We start from the raw sequence: 23,072 nt of genomic DNA on the forward strand, positions 1-23,072 counted from the left end.
CTCCGTGCCACAGCACGAGCAGCCCCCGACCAACGCTTCCCCCCGACGGGCCGTGGTGACCGGCTCCGCCGGATTCATCGGCTCCCACCTCGCCCACGCCCTCGTCCAGGCCGGCACCACCGTGATCGGCGTGGACCGCCGAGACCCGTCTACCGACCCGACGGCCGCCGCCAACCTCGCCGCGCTGCGGGGGCGCCCGGGATACCACCACGTCACGGCCGACCTCCTCCACTGCGCGATCGACCCGATCCTGATCGACGCCGACACCGTCTTCCACCTCGCCGGCATCCCCGGCGTACGGCCCTCGTGGGGACCGCAGTTCGGCGACTACCTCGCGTCCAACGTGCTGGCCACCCACCGCGTCCTCGAAGCCTCCACCCGGATCGGCGTATCCCGGCTAGTCGTAGCCTCCTCCTCCAGCGTCTACGGCCCGACCGACGGCGACGCGAGTCGCGAGACCGACCGCCCCAACCCCGCCTCCCCGTACGCCGTGACCAAGCTGGCTGAGGAGCAGCTCTGCCTCGCCTACGCCGAGCGCCCCGTCGGCCCCAGCGTCGTCGCCCTGCGGTACTTCACCGTCTACGGCCCCCGGCAGCGCGCCGACATGTTCACCCACCGCGCCCTGTACGCCGCCCTGACCGGACAGCCCCTGCGCCTGTACGGAGACGGCCACCAGCGCCGCGACTTCACCTATGTCGACGACGTGGTCGCCGCCACGATCGCCGCCGGCATCGTTCCGAACGCGCACGGCCCCATCAACGTCGGCGGCGGCTCGAACGCATCGCTGCTGGACGTGATCAACATCGCCACCAGCCTCACCGGCCGCGAGATCCAGCTTCACCAGGACCACGTGCGCAATGGGGACGTCCTCCTCACGCGTGCCGACCCCGGCCGTGCGGGAGAGGTCCTCGGCTGGCAGCCGCGCGTCGACCTCAACAGCGGACTGCGCGCCCACATGCAGGCTCTGGCCGCCCCGGTGCCGGACTACAGCCGTGCCGCCTAGGCGTACCCGTCGGATCATGAGAGGAGTGCTCATGGAAACCCCCGAGCGAGCACGGCTGGACGCCTTCTTCCGGAGGATCACCACGCAGTTCCCCGCCGGTCAGGCGATCACGACGCTGGTCATCACCCACCTCCTCCCGGAACGACCTGCGTTCTTGCGCGCCATGACCGCGGTGTCCACGATCGGCGCCGTCCTTCCCAAGCCCCGGTCGATCCACCAGCCGACCCTCGACACCGTCCGCCGCGCCCTGCCGGTCCACGACCTGAGCCGGGAGCGGTTCACCGACGAGACCCAGGCCCTGCACTACCTGGAGGACACGGCCGGTGGCCAGGACGTCGTCCTGGTCGACATCGGCGGGTACTTCGCGGCCAGCCTCGACACCCTCGTGAACAAGTTCTCCGGCCGCATCCTCGGCGTCGTCGAGGACACCGAAAATGGACACCAGCGGTACGCGGCTCTTGGCTCGCTGCCGTGCCCGGTCGTGTCCGTGGCCCGCTCACCGCTCAAGGACTGCGAGGACCACCTCGTCGGCCGGTCCATCGTGTTCTCCACCGACGCCCTCGTCCGCGCCCGCGGGGACATCCTCACGAGCCGCAGCGCCTGCGTCATCGGCTTCGGCAAGATCGGCCGCTCGATTGCGCAGACCCTGCGCGCCCAGGACCTGCGCGTCACCGTGTACGACAACGACGCGGTCAAGCGGGTACAGGCGCACGCCCTCGGCTTCCGCACCAGCGCGTCCACTACCGAGGCCGTCCACGACGCGGAACTCGTCCTGTGCGCCACCGGCAATCTCGCCCTCCGGCACGAGGATTTCGCCGCCCTGCGCAACGGCGCGTACCTCGGATCGGTGACTTCCTCCGAGGACGAACTCGAACTCGGCAGTCTCGACGACCTCTACGAACGCCAGTCTGTCGGACCCCAGTTGACCCGATACGAGGTCACCGGCCATTACTTCTACGTTCTCGCCGACGGCGGTGCCGTCAACTTCGTGCACGGCGCCGCCGTCGGCATCTACATCCACCTCGTCCAGGCCGAGATACTCGCCGCCACCGCCGCACTCAGCCACGCGCGATTCCAACCCGGACTGCACGAGATGCCGGCGGCTGACCGCGACACCATCGCCAGAACCTGGCTCCGCCACTTCGAAAGGTGACCTCGTTGCCCCCCTCCACCGAACACATCCGCGCCGTCACCGAGGCGTACCTCGGCCGCCACCCGGACGAACGCGGCACCCTGAAGATGCTGTTCGCAGCCCTCACCGGCGGGGACGATCCCACCAGCCGCAAGACCTTCCCCGCCCACGTGACCTGCAGCGCCATCCTCATCAACGATCAACGGCATGTGCTCCACATCGCGCACAAGGCGTCCGGGAAACTGCTGGCGCCCGGCGGGCACAACGAACCATCCGACCAGCACCTGCGTGACGCCGCCCTGCGCGAACTGCACGAGGAGGCCGGCATCCCGCCCAGCGCCGTTGTCCCCCTCGCCGGCCACGAGGACATCCCCTTCGACATCGACGTGCACGCGATCGACGCGAACCCGTCGAAGAAGGAGCCGGCCCACCACCACGTGGACTTCCGCTGGGCCTTCCACCTCGGGGCCGATCACGCGGTGACGCTGCAGCAGGAGGAGGTCGACGGTTACCAGTGGCAGCCGTTCGCAACCACCGCCTCACCCACCATCCGCGCCAAGCTCGCCCAACTCCCCTGAAGCCACCCGACCCCGACCACCAGGAGGACGCCGTGGCCGCCACCACAGCCCGACCGACCGCCGCCGAACGGCGTCGGCACATCGCCGTCATACCCTGCCGCTGGGGTGCCTCCCGCTTCCCCGGCAAGCCACTGGCTCTCCTCGGCGGCAAGCCGCTGCTCTGGCACGTCCACCAGCGCTGCCTGGAGGCCAAACGCCTCGACGGAGCCATCGTCGCGACGGACGACGAACGCATTGAAGCGGCGTGCCGCGAACTCGGCATCGACTGCATCCGCACCGGGGAGCACCTCACCGGCACCGACCGCGTCGCCGAGGTCGCCGAACGCCTGCCGGCCGACGGGTACATCAACGTCCAGGGCGACGAGCCGTTCATCTCGCCGACCGCCATCAACGACGTCTCCGAGGCCCTGGAGTATTCGCCGCCGGACACCTTCGCCGTGAACGCCTACACCGAGCTGGTCGACGTCGGCGCCGTCCTGGACCACTCTCGGCCGCGATCAGCCCGGCGCAACATGACTTCCGGCGCCGCTACACGCGGGCGATCGAGGAAGAGGACAAGGTCACGCTCCAGGCGCTCGACCAATTCCGCAAGGACGTCTCCACCTACGTACGTCTCTATGACTTCATGTCCCAGATCGTCGACTACGGCGACCCCTACATGGAGATGCTCTCGATCTTCCTGCGCCTGCTGGAGAAGGTCATCGCCGAGTCCGCCTGGTCTGCCGACGTAGACCTCTCCGACGTGGTGCTGATCGGGGTCAAGCACAACAAGGCGAACCCGGTCGACATCTCACTCGTGGGCGACGGGCAACTGAAGGGCATCAGCGCCGCCGGCACGGGCACGAAGAAGGACCCGAAGTACGTCGCGCTCCAACTCGTCATAGACAAGATGAACGACCTCTTCGGCGCCGAATCGTTCGCCGAATACCAGATCCGGGAGTTCGTACAGGGGCTCGTACAGCGGCTGCTCGCCGACCAGAACCTGATCAACCAGACCAGGGTGAACTCCAAGAAGCAGTTCCTGGAGTCACCCGACTTCCAAGCCGCCGTCACGGAGGCGGTTGCAGACAACCAGGACGCCCATAACACGATGGCTGACTATTTCTTCACCGACGGGCCAGCCATCAACTCGATCATCGTCGCCCTCGCGGATGCCTTCTACGAAGCAGCGGCCGATCAGCAGGTAGATACTTAGGTTTCTGCCGTTGGTCTTTCCCGGAATCTGCTGTTTGGTCTGTGGTATCGGTTCGTGCCACGAGTTGGTGTTCTCGCCGGTGAGGCGATGGCCCATGAGGTCGGTCCTGGGAGGGTGCGGATCACGGCTTCGGAGCGTTGGGACAGCGGCTCGTGTTGTGGGCCAGACGGCGGTGGAGCGTCAGCCAGACATAGGTCTGCTCGACCGCCCACCGCTCCGGGGGTCAGGGTGAACTTCCTGGGCCCCAGAGGCGCCAGCGGTGATCTTCATGTTGATGCCGAGTGTGGAGGCATGACGCCTTTGGGTGCTGGAAAGCCATTGCAGCGTCAGGCCGCCTCGAAGACACGCCGGATGAGCGGGGCCGCCTTCTCCAGGTCGGCCGCCGAGACGAGGCGCACCTCCAGATCTCCGGTCCCCAGGTGCCCGATGCCGCGCATGTCCCGGGTGAAGCCCTCCTCCAGCTCGACCGAGTCCGGGTCGAGCCTGAGGTACACCAGGATCGCTTCGTGCTTCGGACGGAAGATCACCGATGCCACGTTCACCAGCCGCCGGTAGGCGATGTAGTGCCGCAGGGCCGCGACCTCCACCTCGCCCCACGCTGTGAGTGCGTCGTCGAGCTCCGCGTACAGGTCCCGCAGGCACTCCGGGACGAGGCCGAAGCCCGTCGGCGAAGGTGCCACCGGTGCCGCCGGCGCGCTGTCGACCGCCGTGCCCCGATCCCGGTTCCGCCGAGACGAAGCGACGGTCGGCGAGCCGGGCGAGGAGTCGACGAGCAGCAGGCTCAGCAGGCCGCCCTCGAAGACGCGGTAGCGCACAAGGTCGATCCGCTCGGGCAGCCGCTGCACGGCTACGCGGTCGTGGTGGGAGAAGCCAGCCGCGATGCAGACCATCCGTGGACGACGCCAGTCGATTGCCTCGGCGACATCCGCGCCCAGCACCCTCCGGACGAGCGCCGCGAACTCGTGGTGCGCCGAGTCCAGCCAGGACAGGTACGAGATGCCCTGCGACAGCATCCCGTTGTCTGAGCCCTTCTTGAACTCGATCACCACCGGGCTGCCGTTCTCGTCCAACCCCAGGGTGTCGATCCGCCCCCGGTGCCACGGCCCGGTCGGGTACTCGGACGCGAGGAAGCGGATGCCAAGCATGGCCTCCATGCTGGCCTCAATCCGGCGCTGCAGCTCGACCTCCCACGCCACCGTCGAACCGTGTAGCTCGACGTCCCGGCCGGCGGCGTCGAGCCGGAACAGCTTCAGGTCGCTCACCAGCGGTCCCCCTGTTGCGCGCGAATCAACTACAGGACAATCCGTCAGGGAAGCGATCTATTCCTGCGGGCACGGAACCGGTGGCTGATCCTGCCAGCGTTCCCTGGTAGAACGTCGGAGTCGATCCGTCCTTGATTCACCCGCTTGAGCAGCATCTCGTGGGACCCGTTGCCCGAGGGCTGTCACTGGGCTGCCGTAGCCTGACTGGCATGCTGCTACGCCGCCCCCGCGCGGCCCGAAAGGCGGCGTGGGGGCGGTTGATTTCGGCATGGCTCTGGGGCGTAGGTACATCGCCTGGGTGCTGCCAGCCACTGGGGTGGTCGCCGGACGATGGCTCTGCGTGTGATGCACCCTGCGGAAGAGGGCCGACGCGATGTGGGATGGTCTGAATAGCCGTCAGCGTAGCTACCTGCTCGCATGCTTTCGTGAGGACCAGGAAGCGGAGCGCCGAGCCAGGGCGGCTCGGTCCACTTATCAGGACCCAGGACCAGCCTCCGTATGGCGCAAGCTGCCGTTCTCGATCAAAACCGAGCTTCCGTTCGCGGAGTACACCACGATTCAGAGACGCCTTCGCGACGACGGCCGCCTCGACGCCGGAGCCGGAGCCACCCTGCACGCTCTCGCCCGCAGAGGACTTCTGAAGATCACAGAAGATCGGATCGACGTTCCGGGAGTCGGTCTCGTTCCCCGCGTCCTGGTGGAACTGACCCGTGCGGGCCGAGCATGTGCGCGTGCCGGACTAGGCATCGCCCCTGCGCCGCGCCGTCCCAGGCACCTGCTGTCGGAGTGGCTTTGGGGCAACCTGGTCAGGGTCGCCGCCGCCGGGCCAGACGGGCTGCCCGAGGACGTGATGGGAGGCAAGGCCAAGTACTACCTCGGTACCGACTACCGCCCCAACGGCAAGCCGAGTCGGGGCTACATCGATTGTTTCACCGTTCGTACCGAGAAGGGGCGAGGGACGTTCGTCTTGGAGTACCGGTGGCGGATCACCGAGGCTGGAAGGCGGCACATCAACACGTACCGCGCCGCCTATCAGACTGCGTATCCAAATGTCCAGGTCAACGTCCCGGATCCGCTGTAACGGCGCCAACCCCCGCTCGATTGTCAGACCCTTGGTCTATGTTGCCGAGCGTGATGTTCACTTCCATGACCGAGCCGATCAGTCATGACGTAATCCGGCAGACGGTGATGCGGGCGGCGGCCATGTCGGCCGAGGCCTTCACGAACTCCGAGCAGTCTCCCGAAGGCCGCCTGCGCGCTCTGATGGAGGGCCACGGGGAGGTCCTCGCCGCCCGTGGCCCCGGCCAGCCGCTCCCCTTCGACACCTTCCTGCAGATGCTGACCGGCGAGCTCGCTCTCCTCCTCCCTGACGGGGTGCCACCGGAGGAGATGAGCGGCGTTCATCTCATCAATGATGACGGTCTGTTCGAAGAGGACCTGTTCGACCTGGACCATGAACAGAGGGAGGTCGCGCGAGCCGTCCACAACGCGACTCGGGACGGCCGGTCCACCTCCCTCGCGGAACTTGAACAAGAGATGGATCAGGTCACCGTCTATGAGGGGTTGCGGAAACGAGGCACCCAAGAGGCATACGTCAAGGGCCGTTCCGACCTGTCTCGTATGCCGGCCGGGACTGAGACGGAGGTGCGGCGACTAAACCTCCCCAGCATCGTCGGTCAGTTCTACCGACCCATCAGCTTCGGCGCGCTCTACGAGCAGTGGTGGTTCGCCTGCCCCGTGTGCCGCTGGCCGATGAAGGTCACCCAACACCGTTCCCGCAAAACGGTCACGGGCAGGGTCCGCTGCTTCTACCGGCCGCACGCGGAGCTGATGGGAGCCTCCTACACCTTCAAGATCCCCGGTGCCGGGAAGTCGCCGTCGCTGATCCCCGGCGCCCCGCCCCCGGCCTCCACCGGAGCGGCGTCCGTCCTGGCCCCCAACCTGCGCGGGCCCGTGCCGCAGCCGCTGCCAGCCGCCGGATATCTCGCGCTGACGCGTGGACCGTGGCGTTACACCACCGTTCCTGGCCTCGTCGAGATCGCCTTGTACGACGCGCTGCGCTCACGCGGTTTCGTCGCCGCTCCGGAGCCCTACATGAACCCCGCCGCCCTGGGCGTCGGGGCAGATTGTCCCGGCACGATCACCGTGTGGCCCTACCAAGATGCCTATGACCTGCACGTGGATGTGTGGCACCGCGACGGCGAGACGGAGTCCTACTTACTCGACATCAAGGACTTCACCTCGGAGAAGCTGTTGGCGAAGAAGATCCAGGCTGACGGCGGCGATGCTGGTGGGGCGGAGTGGATTGTCGTCCCCGACCACCGTGAAGCCTCTCTTCCCCTGCTGCGCGGGGTGTGCGCGGAGTTCGGCCTGAATGTGGCTACCGCAGGTGACATGGGCGAGAAGATCTGCAGGAGGGCGGGAGTCCGATGGGCCTGACGAGCAAGCTCCGCAAGGACGACGCGGCGGTCCTCTGCGCGCTGGCGCTCGCCGCCCACTACTTTCCCGGCCCGCCTGACGAGCACGGGCAGCCCACCGCGAAGTTCAGGCATGCAGCGTTCCTCCTGTCCGGCCAGTACGACAAGTGGTCGGCCTGGGCGAGCCTGCCGCACGAGGAGAAGCAACGACTCGCGGACGTTCTCGTCAACGCTCCGGGTGAGTTCGCCAGCGCTCCGGCCTTCGCGCAGGCCGCCCGCAAACGACTGGCCACGCCTCCCGCCGGGCAGGCCCCCCAGTTCGTTCCAATCGGTGAATCGGCCGTGGCGGAAGCGGCCTCGCCCCGGGTCGGAGACGCTCTCATGGGCTATGTGGACCGCACCCTGAAACGGGTCCACAAGGATCACCCCCGCTCGAAGCCTGCATCGCCCGCCGGGGCCGGGGTGTGGATGACCCGCAAGCTCTACGCCGGGGGCATCGGGGAGATCCAGGGCCGCGCCGTCCTCCCCACGTTCGCAGGCAGCTCCGAAACTGACCCGTGCCAGAGCCCGCCGCAGGTGTACACCGCCGCCCACACCCCCAACGTCGAGATCCCTACCAGCGGCCTTCTCGACCTCGCCCGGCGGCTGGATCAGCGACTCAAGCCCGAAGGTCGGCACCTGCACCAGGTCCTCAAGGCGCTCTTCGGACAGCTCAACACCACGGATTCCATCTCTCCAAAGGAGATGATCCGCCTTTGCGCCGGTGCGACCGAGGTCTTCAACGCCCCCACCGGTACCGGGAAGAGCGTCCTCGTCCGCGTCATGGCCTCGTGGTTCGCCATCAACAGGCTGACCCTCGCGATCGTCCTGCCCACCGTCGAGGCGACACTCGCGGCAGCTTGGGACATCAGCCAGGACCTCGCATACCTTGGCCATCACGAGACGTGCACGCCCCTGATGTCTCCGTACGGACTGCACGAGCGGGCCATGAAGGTGGCCTCCCGCATCGGGGGCTCGATCGCCGAGCAACCGGGCAAGATCCGGTGGAAGGTCAGCCAGCTCTCCTACGGCTGCTCGCTGAACCGCTTCACCGAGTCCACGCACCCCTACCCGGTCGGCTCGGAATCCTGCATGAGCCTCTACCCGCTGCCTCCAGCTAAGGGAACCCGCCGCTGCCCGTTCGTGCCGGTGTGCGGCAAGTACCAACAACACCACAACGCGTGCACCGCCTCCGTCGTGGTGACCAACCACCACAACTTCATGATGGGCCGAATGCCTATCGGCATCGACCTCGACGGTCGGCCCACCGACGGCCTGAGCGTGGCCGAGTTCCTGCTGCGCCGGTGCCATGCCACCCTCATCGACGAGATCGACCAGTTCCAGTCAACGGCCATCGGGAAGTGCTCCAGTGAGTTGGTACTGGACTCCCGCCTCGACAAGAAGATCCCGCTCCAGCAGCTCCACGACGAGCTGGGCAAACAGCCGCCCGCCACGGTCAAGGAACTCGTCCCACCAGTCACCTACGCCCGCTACCTGACCGAGTTCCTGCTGGCCGCCGTATGCGAAGGTCAGCTCCACCTGCGGCACTACGAGGGCGACGGCGGCCCCGTCGGAGACCGCGCGGGTATGAACAGCACCGGATGGCACATCTCCGGAGGCCGGGACCGCCGCCTGATCCACCTGCTGTTTCCCGAGTCAGGCATCAACAGCGAACAGGAGGTCCCGCAGGAGCTGTTCGACAAGCTCAACGCGCTCAGACCGCCCAAGCCCGGCCAGGACTCGCTCGCTGACCCGTCCAGCACCGTGGAGCTGGAAGACCACTACCGTGAGGTTCGCAGCGTTCTCGGTGACCTTCTCGGCCACCGCGGTACGGATCTGCTTACCCATGCACAGCACCAACTGGACGACGTCCTCAGTGGCGTCGTCAAGAACGAGCACGACCGCGCCGAGGCCGTCGAACTGCTCATCGTTCGCACCTGGCTGTCCGAGTTGGACGACACCCTCAACGACCTCATGGGCAAGACGGCCCAACTTCGCTCCAGCGGTCTGGCCTCGGCCCGCGCCCTCGCCGAACGCCTCGAACGAGGCATCGGAGCCAACATCCTCCCGTTCGGCATGCTCGGCCGCGCCCTGTTCGGCTACCGCGTCACCGGCCTGGACGACCCGGCCAAGACCGGCGAGCTCACCTCCCAGAGCATCACCGGAGACCCGCATACCTACACCGCCCAGCTGGGCAGCATCGTCTCCCTCGCTCTCGCCGGTGTGGAGCGGCCCGTCATGGGCCTGTCCGCGACCGCGTACTTCCCCCAAGCCGTCCGCGAGCACATCCACAGCACCGTGAAGTGGTGGATGACCGATGCCGCGCCGGACAGCATCCGCGCGAAGAAGCACACCATCACCGACTCCCTCAACAACCCCATCCAAATTTCCGGGCTCCCCCAGAACCTCAAGGCCGCCGCCCTCAAAGCGCTCGGCGAGAGCCTGTACGACACCCGCATCCACCCCGAGCTCGAACGCTTGGCGAAGGAGGACAAGGACCGCGCCCACGCCGCCGTGGTGGTCAACTCCTACCTGCACTGCCGCTACATCGCCCTGGGCATCTACAACTCCGGCAACTACAGCGGCGGCCTGTGCGTCGCCGTCCCACCGGACAAGGAACGCCGCAGCGACCTGCCGCCGCTGCCCGCCGGCATCGTCGAGCTGACACCCGAGGAGTTCGAGACCTTCCCCACCAAGGGAAAGATCCTCGTCGTCCCCATGGCACGCATCGCCCGCGGCCTGAACATCGTCATCGGCACCAAGTCAGCGATCACCCCCGTCTACCTGTGCACCCGCCCCTTGGCGCTCTTGAGCGATCCTCCGGAGATGTACGCCTCGGTCAACGCCGCCGGCCTCAACAGCCTGCCGAAGGAGCCCAGTGACGACCCCGTCGCCGCTCTCACAGCAGCACGCACCGAGGCGTGGAGACGCCTCAGCCTGATCATGCGCTCCGCGCCCGGCTTCGGGTCGACCCACAAGGTCCTGCAGGAGGAGATCGTCGCAGGCATGGTCGTGGACATGATCCAGCTCGCTGGACGAGCACGGCGCGGCGGAACGGACATGACCCTGCACCTCGTGGACTACGCCTTCCACCGTGACTCGTGGCAGGCCGACCTCGCCAGCATCCTCAAGCGGATGCACGACAACTGGGACGAGGACGAACGCCGCCGCATGAGCGACATCTACCGCGAAGCCCTCGCCGCTTTCCTTGCCTACGCCGGAATCGACCCGGCCGCATGACCTCCGAAGGAGAACCCGTCCCCATGTCCTCCCGCCCGCCCAAGGCGACCCAGCGTCTCGATCTCCTCGCCGTCCGGGTCACGCGCGGCCTCCTCTCGGACGCCTCTGTCCACGTCCGCGACTGCGGCCCGGCCGGTGTCAAGCTGTGGAACATCTTCGACAACGCCTACCGTCGACGGGCCGGGCGGAACGAGGTCCAGGCCCCGCACTCCGTCGCGACGACGGCCCTTCGCGCCCTCACCGGCGGGTACGTCTGGCTCGACGCCAAACAGGCCGTCCTGGCCAGCCGGGACCCCATCGACGACGACACGGTCCGCGACGTCTTCACCCTGCTGTACGGGCTGGCGACGGGCGAAGACATCGACGACATCGACCTGAACCAGCCGGTCAGCATCGCAGAGAAGTTCGCCTCCACCCCCCAGGAGGAGCGTGCGCTGGCCGACTATCTGCGAACCTCGCCGAGCAGGCAGCCAGATGCCCCCAACTGGGTGTACGAGACGGTCGCCTGGGATCTCGCCCGCCGGATCGCGGCCGAACCGTGGGCGATCGACGGCCTGTCCGTCCGGCTCCGCCCCGACACGGCGGGCGGCCTCGTCGCATGGGACGATCCGTGGCCGGACGAGACCGGAACCCGGTTCGCCCTGCCACGGATCCGGCTGCAGATGAAGACCGAGCCCAACGTGAAGGACCCCCTGATCCTCGTTTCCGCCTCGGCGACCCGTATCAGCAGCTCCATGGACTTCGCCCGCACCGTCCTTGCCGAGCAGGACCGTGCAGACCGGCCTCTGGTCGAGATCGAACTCGACGGCCGGGGACGCATGCGCAACGTCAACAGGCTCGCCCTCCAGGCGCTCTCCCGGCTCGGCATGGGCCGTTCCGTTCTCCACGAAATCGACCGGCAGGTCCAGGCCGACAGGCTGGCCCGCCAGCAAGCCCAGGAGAATGGTGAGGAGAAGCCGACTCCGCAGCCACTGGGCACCGTGCGGCCCATCATGGCCAAGAACTTCTACTTCCCCGTCGGCTCCGGTGTCGGCATGGACTACTACCGGGGGCTGTACGACCACATCCGGACCACCCTTGGCGACAACTGCCAGCCGCTGTACGGCTCCTTCGAAGGCGGCAACTTCAAGCAGGCCAAGAAGGACGAAGTCCTCATGGAGCCGCTGGACATCACCCGCTCCCTGGACGCCATGGGCCTCCAGCACCTGCGCATCGTGTGCCTGTGGGCGACCGACGAAATCCGCCAGCGGATGATCAACGCACTCGCCCGCGCCTACGGATTCGACCCCGCCGGCCTCAACCCCGCCGAAGGCAAGAGCGTCACGCTGCACGGCACCCGGGTCAGCGTCGTCTTCCACCACGTTCCCGAATTCCTCCAGCACGGACCCGCAGCCGGCAGGTCCGCGCACACGGCCGACTTGGTCTCCTTGAAGGCGGCGTCGGGGGAGATCGTCGGTGTGTGGGCGGAGACCGAGTACGGCGACGGGAAGAAGGGCTCCCCGCAGAGGCCGAAGGACAGCGAAGACGCCAAGCACCAGACCCACCGCGTACTGGCCAAAATGGACCTGGTCGTCCAGTACATCGACAGGGCCGTCCAGACCGGCATCGACAAGTCCACCGGCATGGACCACCAGAGCCTGTCCTGCCTCATGGATCTCTACCGCAACCTCGGGTTCATCGACCGGCGGATCTCCCGTGTGCTGACCAAGCCCATCGGTGAGCTCCCGGCCGACGGCGTCGCGCACTGCGGCGTTCATGTCCGCAGGCAGTCACGCCGCCAAGGCGAGAGGGACGCCAGGATCTCTGTCTCCGCGAGCGTCCTCAAGCCCCCCACCGTGCCGGACGGTGCGTGGACGCTCCACGGATGGTCCTACACCGACCGCACCTGGAGGCCCTACCACCTGGCCGAAGCCGCCTTCCACGCCGCCGACTACCCGGCCGGGAAGATGACGGAGTTCATGGACAACTTCGCCGGCTACTCCAGCACGGCCAAGGTCATCGACCAGGCGCTGGAAGATCTCGCCGACTACCTGGGCGGCATCCCGTACACGGTCACGGTCGACGGCGTCCGCTGCAGGAGGCTGTGGAAGGGCCTGAACAACAGGACCCAGGGCCAGCCACCTGAGCCCAACACCACCTGGCTCCCGGGCTCCACGATCGCCCCCAGGTACCGGCCAGTCGCCGTGATCCGCCTCAACACTACCGACGACGAGGTCCCGCGCCCGGTGCAGGTGACCATCACCGACGAGGACGACAGCGAGATCAAGACCAAGGAACGCACCACGCAGGTCTTCCGGATCGACCCGGATCCGGATCTCGGAGAGCAGTGCACCTGGCTGCTGGTCAACACCACCCACCAGTTCGACGGCAACGGTGCCGGCAGGCAGGGCTCCAAGAAGACCCGTTACGGCGCACTGCCGTGGAACAAGGGGAAGAACGAGATCAAGGCGAACTACTACGCCATGACCGCAACCGAGATCTTCCCGATCGCCGTGAACACCGACCACCGCCGAGAACTGATGATGGTGACGGCCAGGCTCTGCCACCAGGCCCTCGCTTGGAAGCACCGCACCCGCTACCCGGTCCCCCTCCACGCGGCTCTCCAGATGGACATGGACCACCCGCAGTACCGACGCACCATCGCTCCCGAGGACCTCGACGGCGACACGAACGGTGAGGACGAGTAGCCCCGTCTCCGCCTCTGGCAGCGCAGTTTGTATGGGACTGACAAGGCATCCCAGCCGTGCTACCGGCCTTCTGAACGGCTAGGCTTCTCGCACCGAGCGGTCCTTTCGGCGGCTCCGGTGTGACTTCGCCGGTGGACAGCCGGTGGACAGACGCCTTTGGACCGTGCATCACGGGGCGGCACAGGTTAACCCGCCGCATGTGTTCTGATCAGGCAAAACGTCACCGGGCAGCATGACGGGGCACCGCGCAGCACGATCGCTCGTGGTCTCGTAATGCGTAGGTCAAGGGTTCGATTCCCTTAGGCGGCTCCACCTGAAGCCCAGGTCACACCCCGTGTGACCTGGGCTTTTCGCTGCCCGGTGCGGGGTGGGTCACCCGGCCGGGCGGGTGGGGTCGGAGATCGGCACCACCGCGGCGACGGCCACCTCGGGCACCCGCCCGGTGCTGCACTGGCGCTGCATACGACCGCATCCTCGCGAGCTCCGCCACCCGCCGGCCCCGGCAGGCCGGCTCCGGGAACTCGAGCCCGCCGGTACCGATTGTGCGGAGCACGGGTCGCGGACCGCCCCGGCGCCTACGCGGTGTTCACCGGGCGGGAGTCATGACGGCGGTGGCTGGTGCAGGCTTGCGGAACGTGCGGAAGGAGGATCGCGGGGCTCCGCTCTGGAGGAAATCTGTGATCGCGACAGTAGACATGGGGGCGGGCCGGGTGTAGAGTCCTTCCTGTACTCGCAGAGATCAGAGAGGCGGGGCAGAGGACGAACTGCCCCGCATGCAGTCGGCAAGATCGAGCAGTGCAGGACAGATCAGTAGAGAAGGAGGAGAGCGGCGCCATCAGGATCGCCCGGGCGGGAAAGGTCCGCCCGGGTACCGCAGACCCCGGATGGGAAGGTGGTCCACGGTCACGCAGCTGCGATCCCCGCACCCGTCTTCCCGGACGGTGGTGCGGACAAAGGAAGCCGGCACACACGGCCGGTAGATGGTGTTGATCCCCCTCGGGGTCCTGGTGCCGCACGGCACCAGGACCCCTCGACGCGTTTCCCGAGAGGTGCCAGTGGCCGCAGACAAACCCTCCACCTTGTCGAGCAATCTCGACGACGACGACTACCCCGCCTACACCATGGGCACGGCCGCCGACATGCTCGGCACCACGCCGGCCTTCCTGCGGGCCATCGGTGAGGCGCGGCTGATCGTGCCGCTCCGGTCGGAGGGCGGGCACCGCCGCTACTCCCGCTACCAGCTGCGGCTCGCCGCGCGGGCCCGCGAACTGGTCGACCAGGGCACCTCGGTGGAGGCCGCCTGCCGCATCATCATCCTGGAGGACCAGCTCGAAGAGGCCAAGCGCATCAACGAAGAGCTGCGCCGCCAGGGGGCCTCTGCGCACCCCTCCGCCGAGGGCTGACGGTTTCCTGCCACGCACGTCCCTGGCGAGGCCGGTGTGTCCGCCGCCTGCCCGTGGAGGCTGGGGGAAGGCCAAGCCCCGCTCTGCCGGGCGATACCGAGGGTGGCGTGCCCCGGCGCCGCCCCCGTGGGGGGAACATGGGCCGGCGCCCACCGGAGGCGGTACCCGGTCGGCCGAGCACCGGCGGTGGCGCCGCGAAGGAATTCCGGAATCGGCCCGGCGAGTGAAATCTGATTTCGCCGCTGTAGATACACGGGTGATCCGCGAGGAGAATCTCTCCGCCGGTGGATCCGGAACGGGAAAAGAGTCGCACCCTCCTGATGCCCGTGTTACGGTTGCCCGAGTTGCAGTTGTGGTTTCCCAGACTTCAGGCGTTCCTGCCAGGTCCCACTGGTGGGCGTCTTGTGTATTTCGGTGTTTCCGGACGGGTGATCATCGCGGCAGCTCCGGTCCCCGCGCAGTGCGGGCTCCGGGTACCGCCCCGTGAGGAGATGCATTTTGGCTACTGGCACCGTGAAGTGGTTCAACTCGGAAAAGGGCTTCGGCTTCATCGAGCAGGAGGGTGGCGGCGCCGACGTCTTCGCCCACTACTCGAACATCAACGCCACCGGCTTCCGTGAGCTGCTCGAAGGCCAGAAGGTGAACTTCGACGTCACGCAGGGCCAGAAGGGCCCGCAGGCGGAGAACATCGTTCCCGCCTGACGCTGACGCGTACGACGAGCTGGGGCACGCACCCGCGTGCGGCCCCAGCTCGTTTGCGTTGTGTTTTCCCGGACGGGTCGGCGGGCCATGGGTGGCCCGGCTTGTTCCGTCTTTTCTTCGGCTCGGTCTTGCGAATCCCCCTGCGGCCCCGGAATTGCCGCGGTGCATTCCTCGATACGCGCCGCATCGAGGAAGGTTCTGCATGAACCACACTGCTCGCAGCACAAACCGCTTCTCCCCGTCGCGCGGCGGCGCTGCCGGCTCCGGTCGCCGCCGTCCGCAGGGGGCCGCCCGCCGGGGCGGGCCGTCCGGTGCGGCGACGTCCCGGCGTCCGGGGCAGGGACGCCCCGCGGGTCCCCCGAAGGAGTTCGCGCTGCCGCGCACGCACACCCCGCCCCTGCCGGCCGTCGAGACGTTCGCCGGCCTCGACATGCCCGACCGGCTGAAGGCCACGCTCCGTGCCGAGGGCATGAGCGCCCCGTTCCCGATCCAGGCCGCGACGCTGCCCAACGCGCTGGCCGGCCGGGACGTGCTGGGCCGCGGCCGTACGGGCTCGGGCAAGACCCTCGCCTTCGGCCTCGCGCTGCTGGCCCGTACCGCAGGGCAGCGCGCCGAGCCCGGGCGTCCGCTGGCGCTCGTCCTCGTCCCCACCCGGGAGCTGGCTCAGCAGGTGACCGCGGCCCTCACCCCCTACGCCCGGGCGGTGCGGCTGCGGCTCACCACCGTGGTCGGCGGCATGTCGATCGGCCGTCAGGCGCGTGACCTGCAGGCCGGCAGCGAGGTGGTCGTCGCGACACCGGGCCGGCTCAGGGACCTCGTCGCACGCGGCGACTGCCGGCTGGACCGGGTGGCCGTCACGGTCCTCGACGAAGCGGACCAGATGGCCGACATGGGCTTCATGCCGCAGGTGACCCACCTGCTCGACCAGGTACGCCCGGACGGGCAACGGCTGCTCTTCTCCGCCACGCTGGACCGGAACGTCGACCTCCTGGTCCGCCGCTACCTGACCGACCCGGTGGTGCACTCCGTCGACCCCTCCGCGGGCGCGGTCACCTCCATGGAGCACCACCTGCTGCACGTCAGCGGGGACGACAAGCACGCGACGGTCACCCGGATCGCTGCCCGTGACGAACGGGTGATCATGTTCCTGGACACCAAGCACGCGGTGGACCGGCTGGTCAGGGACCTGCTGAGGGTCGGGGTGCGCGCCGCGGCCCTGCACGGTGGGAAGTCGCAGTCCCAGCGCACCCGCACCCTCGCCGGTTTCCAGTCCGGTCATGCGCGTGTGCTGGTGGCCACCAACGTCGCGGCGCGCGGCATCCACGTCGACAACCTCGATCTCGTCGTCAACGTCGACCCGCCGACGGACCACAAGGACTACCTGCACCGCGGCGGCCGCACCGCCCGCGCCGGCGAGTCCGGCACCGTCGTCACCCTCGTCCTGCCCGGACAGCGCCGGGAGATGAGCCGCCTGATGTCGCACGCCGGCATCACCGCCCAGGAGACCCGGGTCCACCTCGGCGAAGCCGACCTCGGCCGCATCACCGGAGCCCGGACGCCCTCGGGCGTGCCGCTCACCGCCGCGGACGTCCAGCCCCCGAAGCGCACCGGCCCCCCGCAGCAGGCACGGCGCAGCCGCCCTGGCCGGCGGCGGCGCCGTTCCGCCGCCGGCACGGCCGCATGAACGTGGTCACCGGTCTCCCGGCACGTCCTGTTCGGCCCAGATGACCTTCCCCTCGGCCGTGTAGCGGGTGCCCCAGCGGCGGGTGAGCTGTGCGACGAGGAAGAGCCCGCGCCCGCCTTCGTCCATGGTGCGGGCGTGCCGCAGCCGGGGAGAGGTGTTGCTGGAGTCGGACACCTCGCAGATCAGTCCGGCGTGGCGCAGCAGCCGTAGCCGTACCGGCCCGGCCGCGTGCCGCAGGGCGTTGGTCACCAGCTCACTGACGATCAGTTCCGTCGTCACCGTGAGCTCCGGGAGGCCCCACTGGTCGAGGTGCCGGGTGGCCCACGCCCGGGCGTCGGCGACCGCTGCCGGGTCGAAGGGGATGTCCCGGGCCACCACGCGGTCGGCGCCGAGCGCGTGCGTACGGGCCAGCAGTAGGGCGACGTCGTCGCGCTGCGGTCCCGTCCGCAGTCCGTCGACCGCCCGTGCGCAGAGCCGTTCCAGGGGGAGGTCGGGCCGGGCCACGGCACGCCGCAGCCGGGTCATGCCGTCTTCGGCGTCCCGGGCGTCGTTCTCGAGGAGCCCGTCGGTGTAGAGGCCGAGCAGGCTGCCCTCGGGCAGGTCGAACGAGGCCGTCTCGAAGGGCAGTCCGCCCAGGCCGAGCGGCGGGCCCGGGGGGAGTTCGGGGAAGCTGACGTCGCCGTCCGGCGAGACCACGACCGGGGGCGGATGCCCGGCGCGGGCCATCGTGCAGCGCCGGGTGACCGGGTCGTAGACCGCGTACAGGCAGGTGGCGCCCAGTACGGCCGTGCTCGTGGTCTCGTCGGTCTCCGTCTCCTCCGTGAGGCGGATGACGAGGTCGTCGAGGTGGGCCAGCAACTCGTCCGGCGCCAGGTCCAGATCCGCCAGCGTGTGCACGGCGGTGCGCAACCGGCCCATCGTGGCCGCGGAGGTGAGGCCGTGCCCCACGACGTCGCCGACGACCAGCGCCACCCGTGTCCCGGAGAGCGGGATGACGTCGAACCAGTCGCCGCCCACCCCGCCCTGGGCGTCCGACGGCAGGTAGGCGGACGCCACCTCCAGCGCCGTCCCGCCGGCCAGCGTGTGCGGCAGCAGACTGCGCTGCAGTGCCAGCGCGGTGGTGTGCTCACGGGTGTAGCGACGGGCGTTGTCCACGCTCACCGCGGCCCGCGCCACCAGGTCCTGAGCGAGCAGCAGGTCGTCCGGCTCGAAGGACGCCGGGTTCTGCGACCGTACGAAGGTCACCAGGCCGAGCACCGTGTTCCGCGCCCGCATGGGGGCCGAGATGAGGGAGTGGAGGCCGAACTTCCGCACGGTCGCCGCCCGCTCCGGCTGCCGGATCGCCCAGAGGTGGTCGGCGGGGTCGAGGACGGGGATCAGCACTGCATCGCCCTCGACCAGGAAGTTGACGTCGTGCGGTGGAGGCACGAAGTCGACCCGTTCCCCGACGCGTGCCACCGCTTCCGGGCAGCCTGCCCGCACCGACTGCATCCCGGCCCGGCGCATCGCCGGCTTGGTGCCGGGCGGCTGGGGCACCGGTTCCACCGTGCTGAGCACCGACTCCAGCAGGTCGACGATCACGAAGTCGGCGAAGCCCGGCACCGCGACGTCGGCGAGCTCCTGGGCGGTGCGCTGGACGTCCAGGGTGCTGCCGATCCGGGCGCTCGCCTCGTTGACCAGGGTGAGACGGTGCCGGGCGGTCCACCGGTCGGTGACGTCGAGGACCATGTAGCAGACCCCGGCGACGACGTCGTCGGCGGAGACCAGGGGGAAGAAGGACGTGGAGTACGCGTGCTGCCGGTGGGGGTCGGCCCAGCTCCAGCCGGTGTACTCGTGGTCGAGTACCGGGGTGCCGGTCTCCAGGACGTCGCGCATCAGGGCTTCCAGCGACTCGCCCCGCAGCCCGGGCAGCACCTCGCTCAGGCGGCGTCCGAGCCGCTGCTCGCGGGGCACGCCGCCGAACTGCTCCAGGGTGTCGTTCAGCCAGACGTAGCGCAGCTCCGTGTCCATCACCGCCATGCCGATGGGTGAACGGGTCAGGAAACCGTCCAGCACCGAACGGTCGATGGTCCACTCGGGGTGCCGTTCCCGGCCGGAGACCAGGAAGCACTCCCGGCCGGCGAGCTGGAACGCCGGGGAGACCCGCAGATCCACCTCGACAGCCCGGCCGTCCCGGTGGCGTACGGTGACCAGGCCGTTCCAGCCGGTGCCCCCGCGGCACCGTTCGGCGATCCGCGCGGCCCGTACGGGGGAGCCGGAGGCGGCCAGCAGCGCGGCCGCGGACCGCTCCACCACGGCGTCCGCGGGGTAGCCGAGCAGCGCCTCGGCGCCGCGGGTCCAGCCGGTGATCGTGCCGTCCCCGCCGAGCACCGCCACCGCGTCGGCCGCCACATCGAGCGGGGCGGGGGCGCTGCCGGCCGGCGCCTCCGCACCCGGGGTGGAACGGGACCGTGCGGAATGCATCGCACTCACATCCTTCTGGCCTCCATCATGGCGCGGCGGGGAGGAACGGGGCCAACCACCGCGGCGGAGGGGGTGGTGCGGCGCGCCCTGCCGCGCGGGGTGCACCGTGTGGTCCGGCTCCGTCACGGTCGGCTGCCGGTCGGCCGCCGGGCAGCCGCCGGGTGGTCCCACGGCGGGACGACCGGGCCGCCGGCGTGCGTCCCGACGCCGGGCCCGGCCATCCCCGTACGGCCGGGGCCCGGCGGGCCCGCCGCGCCCCGCTCCCCGGGAACCGGCCCGGGCCCGCCGACGGGTCCGCAGGCGGGGGAATGGCGGCGGCCCACACTCCCGCGGGTTCGGTGTGGTGGTCGTCGCCGTAGCGGCCCGGAGTGGCCGAACTTAACGTCTGCGGCACATCGGCGTCCGCCGGTGACATCCCCGCGCAGCCGAGGTCGTCATGAGCCAATCGCGCGCCACGCTGGTCACGCACGGACTGTCCAAGGAGTTCCAGGGCTTCCGTGCCGTGCACCAGGTGGACCTGAGCGTCGCCGAGGGCACCGTGCACGCCCTCGTCGGTCCCAACGGGGCCGGTAAGACCACCCTGTTCAATCTGCTCACCGGGTTCCTCAAACCCTCCGGCGGGCGCATCACCCTCGCCGGACGCGACGTCACCGGGCAGCCGCCGGAGCGCATCGCCCGCCTCGGCGTGGCCCGCTCCTTCCAGGTCACCAGCCTCTTTCCGGACATGACCGCCCGGGAGCACATGGAGCTGGCCCTGCAGTCCGGGACCGGGCTGGGCGGCTGCTTCTGGCGCAGTGACCGCGTGATGCGGCGGTTCTCCGAGCGGGCCGTCGCCCTGCTGGACGAGGTGGGGCTCGCGCACCTGGCCGAGCGGCCGACGGCGAGCCTCCCGTACGGGCAGAAGCGTGCCCTGGAGCTCGCCCTGGCGCTGGCCCTCGACCCGAAGCTGCTGCTGCTGGACGAGCCCACGGCCGGCATGGGGCTGGAGGACGTGGACCGCACCGTGGCCCTCATCGGCCGCATCCGTGAGGGCCGGACCGTGGTGATGGTCGAGCACAACATGACGGTCGTCGGGTCGCTCGCGGACACCGTCACGGTGCTGCAGCGCGGGGAGGTCCTGGTCGAGGGCCCGTACGCGCAGGTCAAGGCGGACCCGCAGGTCATCGAGGCGTATCTGGGAGCAGACGTTGCTTGAGGTGGAGGACGTCACCGCGGCGTACGGCGAGGCGCGGGTGCTGGAGGGGGTGTCGCTGCGCGTCGGCGCGGGCGAGGTGGTGACGCTGGTGGGCCGCAACGGTGCCGGCAAGACCACGCTGCTGCGCTGCGCGATGGGCCTGCACCCGCGGATGACGGGCCGCGTGACCCTGGACGGCAGGGACGTCACGCAGGCGCCGCCGCACCGCCGGGCGCGCCTCGGGCTGGGCTACGTGCCGGACGACCGCGGGATCTACGCGGGGCTGAGCGTCGAGGAGAACCTCACGCTGCCCCCGGTCAAGGGCGGGTCGGAGTGGCCGCTGAGCCGGGTCTACGAGACCTTCCCGGTCCTCGCCGACCGGCGCCGGGCCCCGGGCGGCAAGCTCTCCGGCGGCGAGCAGCAGATGCTGGCGCTCGCCCGGGTGCTGCGGGCCGGGGCACGGGTGCTGTTGTGCGACGAGCCGACCGAGGGGCTCGCGCCGGTGGTGGTGCAGCGCATCGCGGAGATCCTCCGGGTGGCCACCGGCCTGGGCGTCGCGGTGCTCCTCGTCGAGCAGAACCTGCGGTTCGCCACCACGGTCGCCGACCGCCACTACCTCCTGGCCCAGGGCCGCATCGAGCTGTCCCTGGACAACGCCGCGGTGCGGGAGCGCGAGGAGGAACTGCTCACCCATCTCGGCCTCTGACCCGGCGGGCCCGCTTCCCGGCGAGCCCGGCCCCCCTTCTCACGACCGTCCCCGAACCGGAAGGCACCACAGATGAAGCGCAGATGGGCAACGAGTGCGGCGATGATCTCGGCGGGCGCGCTGCTCGCCGCCTGCGGAGGCGGCGGCCCGGGCTCCGGCGGCGGGAAGATCAGCGGCGACAAGATCACCCTCGGGGTGCTCACCGACCTGTCCGGGGTCTACGCCGACCTGGCCGGGCCGCACTCCGTCGAGGCGGTCGAGATGGCGGTGGAGGACTTCCGGAAGAAGCACGGCGAGGACGCGGTCACGCAGGAGATCGAGGTCGTCGAGGCGGACCACCAGAACAAGCCGGAGCTCGCCAACACCCTGGCCCGGGAGATGTACGACCGCAAGGGTGCGGACGCCCTGTTCGACGTGCCGACCTCGTCGGCGGCGCTGGCGGTGGCGAACGTCGCGAAGAACTCCGGCAAGCTCTACTTCAACACCGCCGCCGCCACCACGGAGCTCACCGGGGAGGCGTGCAACGCCTACACCTACTCCTGGGCCTACAACACGTACATGCTGGCCAACGGCACCGGGACCGCGGTGACCGAGCAGGGCGGCGAGAACTGGTACATGATCTACCCGGACTACGCCTTCGGCCAGGACCTGCAGGAGAAGTTCCAGACGGCCATCGAGTCGGCGGGCGGAAAGGTGGTCGCCAAGGACCCGACGCCCTTCCCGCACGACAACTTCTCCACCTTCCTCCTGAAGGCCCCGGGCCTGAAGCCGAAGCCGGACGTGCTCGCCGCGCTCCAGGCCGGTGGCGACCTGGTCAACGTCGTCAAGCAGTACAACCAGTTCAAGCTGGAGAAGAAGGGCGTGGACCTGGCCGTGGGCCTGCTCTTCGACACCGACGTCAAGTCCATCGGGGCGAAGAAGCTCGCCGGGACCCTGTTCACCACCGCCTGGTTCTGGAACCTGGACGACGCGTCCCGGAAGTGGGCGGACCGGTTCAAGGAACGCACCGGGTCGCGGCCCACCTTCGTGCACGCGGCGGACTACTCGGCGGCCATGAACTACCTGGAGGCCGTGCAGAAGGCCGGCACGGACAAGGCCGAGGACGTCTCGGACGTGCTGGACGGCATGGAGTTCGAGGACATGTTCGCGCGCAACGGCATGGTGCGCGCCGAGGACCACCGGGTCGTGCACGACGCCTACCTGGCCGAGGTCAAGGACCCGGCGAAGGCGTCGGAGCCGGAGGACTTCACCGAGCTCGTCGAGACCATCCCCGCGGACCAGGCGTTCCGCAGCGAGCCCGCGCCCGCATGCCGGATGAAGTGACCACGACCGCCGAACCGGCGGCGGCCCGCCCCGCGACGGCGGCGGGCCGCCGCTCGACGAAGGA

At 69.3% G+C, this 23,072-nt stretch carries 17 protein-coding genes; 15 read left to right on the forward strand and 2 right to left on the reverse strand.

The features are described from left to right. The first annotated feature begins 4 nt into the window (after positions 1 to 4). The 5 genes from HOY81_RS05875 to HOY81_RS05895 are packed head-to-tail and all read left to right on the forward strand — an operon-like array spanning position 5 to position 3,908. Positions 5 to 1,003 (forward strand): NAD(P)-dependent oxidoreductase, encoded by a 999-nt coding sequence (locus tag HOY81_RS05875; RefSeq protein ID WP_237318915.1) that lies wholly within the window; start codon positions 5 to 7, stop codon positions 1,001 to 1,003. A 31-nt stretch (positions 1,004 to 1,034) separates the two neighbouring features. Continuing rightward, a complete protein-coding gene (locus HOY81_RS05880) occupies positions 1,035 to 2,156 on the forward strand; it encodes an adenosylhomocysteinase (protein ID WP_237318917.1) in 1,122 nt (373 codons plus the stop codon). Further along, positions 2,153 to 2,713 (forward strand): NUDIX hydrolase, encoded by a 561-nt coding sequence (locus tag HOY81_RS05885; RefSeq protein WP_237318919.1) that lies wholly within the window; start codon positions 2,153 to 2,155, stop codon positions 2,711 to 2,713. Before HOY81_RS05880 ends, HOY81_RS05885 begins: the two co-directional genes overlap by 4 nt. A gap of 32 nt (positions 2,714 to 2,745) precedes the next feature. Then, complete coding sequence (locus HOY81_RS05890) at positions 2,746 to 3,444, forward strand: NTP transferase domain-containing protein (protein WP_237318922.1); 699 nt, start codon at positions 2,746 to 2,748, stop codon at positions 3,442 to 3,444. Beyond that, entirely contained in the window at positions 3,339 to 3,908 is a 570-nt protein-coding gene (locus tag HOY81_RS05895; RefSeq protein ID WP_237319030.1) for a hypothetical protein, read from the forward strand. The genes HOY81_RS05890 and HOY81_RS05895 overlap by 106 nt, the downstream gene beginning before the upstream one ends. Before the next feature lie 326 nt (positions 3,909 to 4,234). Here the strand turns inward: HOY81_RS05895 and HOY81_RS05900 are convergent, their stop codons facing one another. Next, positions 4,235 to 5,170: a DUF5655 domain-containing protein gene (locus HOY81_RS05900; RefSeq protein ID WP_237318924.1), complete on the reverse strand. Its 936-nt coding sequence runs from the start codon at positions 5,168 to 5,170 to the stop codon at positions 4,235 to 4,237. A 373-nt stretch (positions 5,171 to 5,543) separates the two neighbouring features. On the opposite strand from HOY81_RS05900, the gene HOY81_RS05905 reads away from it, so the two are divergent. The 7 genes from HOY81_RS05905 (at position 5,544) to HOY81_RS05935 (ending at position 17,342) form a co-directional block, all read left to right on the forward strand. Next, on the forward strand, positions 5,544 to 6,251 hold the full coding sequence (locus HOY81_RS05905; RefSeq protein WP_237318926.1) for a hypothetical protein: 708 nt from the start codon (positions 5,544 to 5,546) through the stop codon (positions 6,249 to 6,251). Between the two features lie 65 nt (positions 6,252 to 6,316). Further along, on the forward strand, positions 6,317 to 7,609 hold the full coding sequence (locus HOY81_RS05910) for a hypothetical protein (RefSeq protein ID WP_237318928.1): 1,293 nt from the start codon (positions 6,317 to 6,319) through the stop codon (positions 7,607 to 7,609). Continuing rightward, on the forward strand, positions 7,600 to 10,866 hold the full coding sequence (locus tag HOY81_RS05915; RefSeq protein ID WP_237318930.1) for a hypothetical protein: 3,267 nt from the start codon (positions 7,600 to 7,602) through the stop codon (positions 10,864 to 10,866). The genes HOY81_RS05910 and HOY81_RS05915 overlap by 10 nt, the downstream gene beginning before the upstream one ends. A 23-nt stretch (positions 10,867 to 10,889) precedes the next feature. Next, positions 10,890 to 13,553 carry an RNaseH domain-containing protein gene (locus HOY81_RS05920; RefSeq protein WP_237318933.1) on the forward strand — a complete coding sequence of 888 codons (2,664 nt, stop codon included), beginning with the start codon at positions 10,890 to 10,892 and terminating at the stop codon, positions 13,551 to 13,553. Between the two features lie 1,121 nt (positions 13,554 to 14,674). Beyond that, on the forward strand, positions 14,675 to 14,956 hold the full coding sequence (locus HOY81_RS05925; protein WP_237319024.1) for a MerR family transcriptional regulator: 282 nt from the start codon (positions 14,675 to 14,677) through the stop codon (positions 14,954 to 14,956). 498 nt (positions 14,957 to 15,454) lie between these two features. Beyond that, positions 15,455 to 15,658 carry a cold-shock protein gene (locus HOY81_RS05930; protein ID WP_237318935.1) on the forward strand — a complete coding sequence of 68 codons (204 nt, stop codon included), beginning with the start codon at positions 15,455 to 15,457 and terminating at the stop codon, positions 15,656 to 15,658. A gap of 202 nt (positions 15,659 to 15,860) precedes the next feature. Next, positions 15,861 to 17,342, forward strand: coding sequence for a DEAD/DEAH box helicase (locus HOY81_RS05935; RefSeq protein WP_237318937.1), 1,482 nt, complete (start codon positions 15,861 to 15,863; stop codon positions 17,340 to 17,342). Positions 17,343 to 17,348: 6 nt separating this feature from the next. On the opposite strand, the gene HOY81_RS05940 is transcribed toward HOY81_RS05935, so the two are convergent. Next, positions 17,349 to 19,805: a SpoIIE family protein phosphatase gene (locus HOY81_RS05940; RefSeq protein ID WP_237318939.1), complete on the reverse strand. Its 2,457-nt coding sequence runs from the start codon at positions 19,803 to 19,805 to the stop codon at positions 17,349 to 17,351. Between the two features lie 436 nt (positions 19,806 to 20,241). Here HOY81_RS05940 and HOY81_RS05945 point away from each other — a divergent pair, with 436 nt between their 5' ends. The 3 genes from HOY81_RS05945 (at position 20,242) to HOY81_RS05955 (ending at position 23,008) form a co-directional block, all read left to right on the forward strand. Further along, positions 20,242 to 21,000 carry an ABC transporter ATP-binding protein gene (locus HOY81_RS05945; RefSeq protein WP_237318941.1) on the forward strand — a complete coding sequence of 253 codons (759 nt, stop codon included), beginning with the start codon at positions 20,242 to 20,244 and terminating at the stop codon, positions 20,998 to 21,000. Position 21,001: 1 nt separating this feature from the next. Then, complete coding sequence (locus tag HOY81_RS05950; RefSeq protein ID WP_237319026.1) at positions 21,002 to 21,685, forward strand: ABC transporter ATP-binding protein; 684 nt, start codon at positions 21,002 to 21,004, stop codon at positions 21,683 to 21,685. 72 nt (positions 21,686 to 21,757) lie between these two features. Next, positions 21,758 to 23,008 (forward strand): ABC transporter substrate-binding protein, encoded by a 1,251-nt coding sequence (locus tag HOY81_RS05955; protein ID WP_237318943.1) that lies wholly within the window; start codon positions 21,758 to 21,760, stop codon positions 23,006 to 23,008. Positions 23,009 to 23,072 lie beyond the last annotated feature (64 nt).

The organism is Streptomyces sp. JJ36 (assembly GCF_021696945.1).
GTDB lineage: Bacteria > Actinomycetota > Actinomycetes > Streptomycetales > Streptomycetaceae > Streptomyces.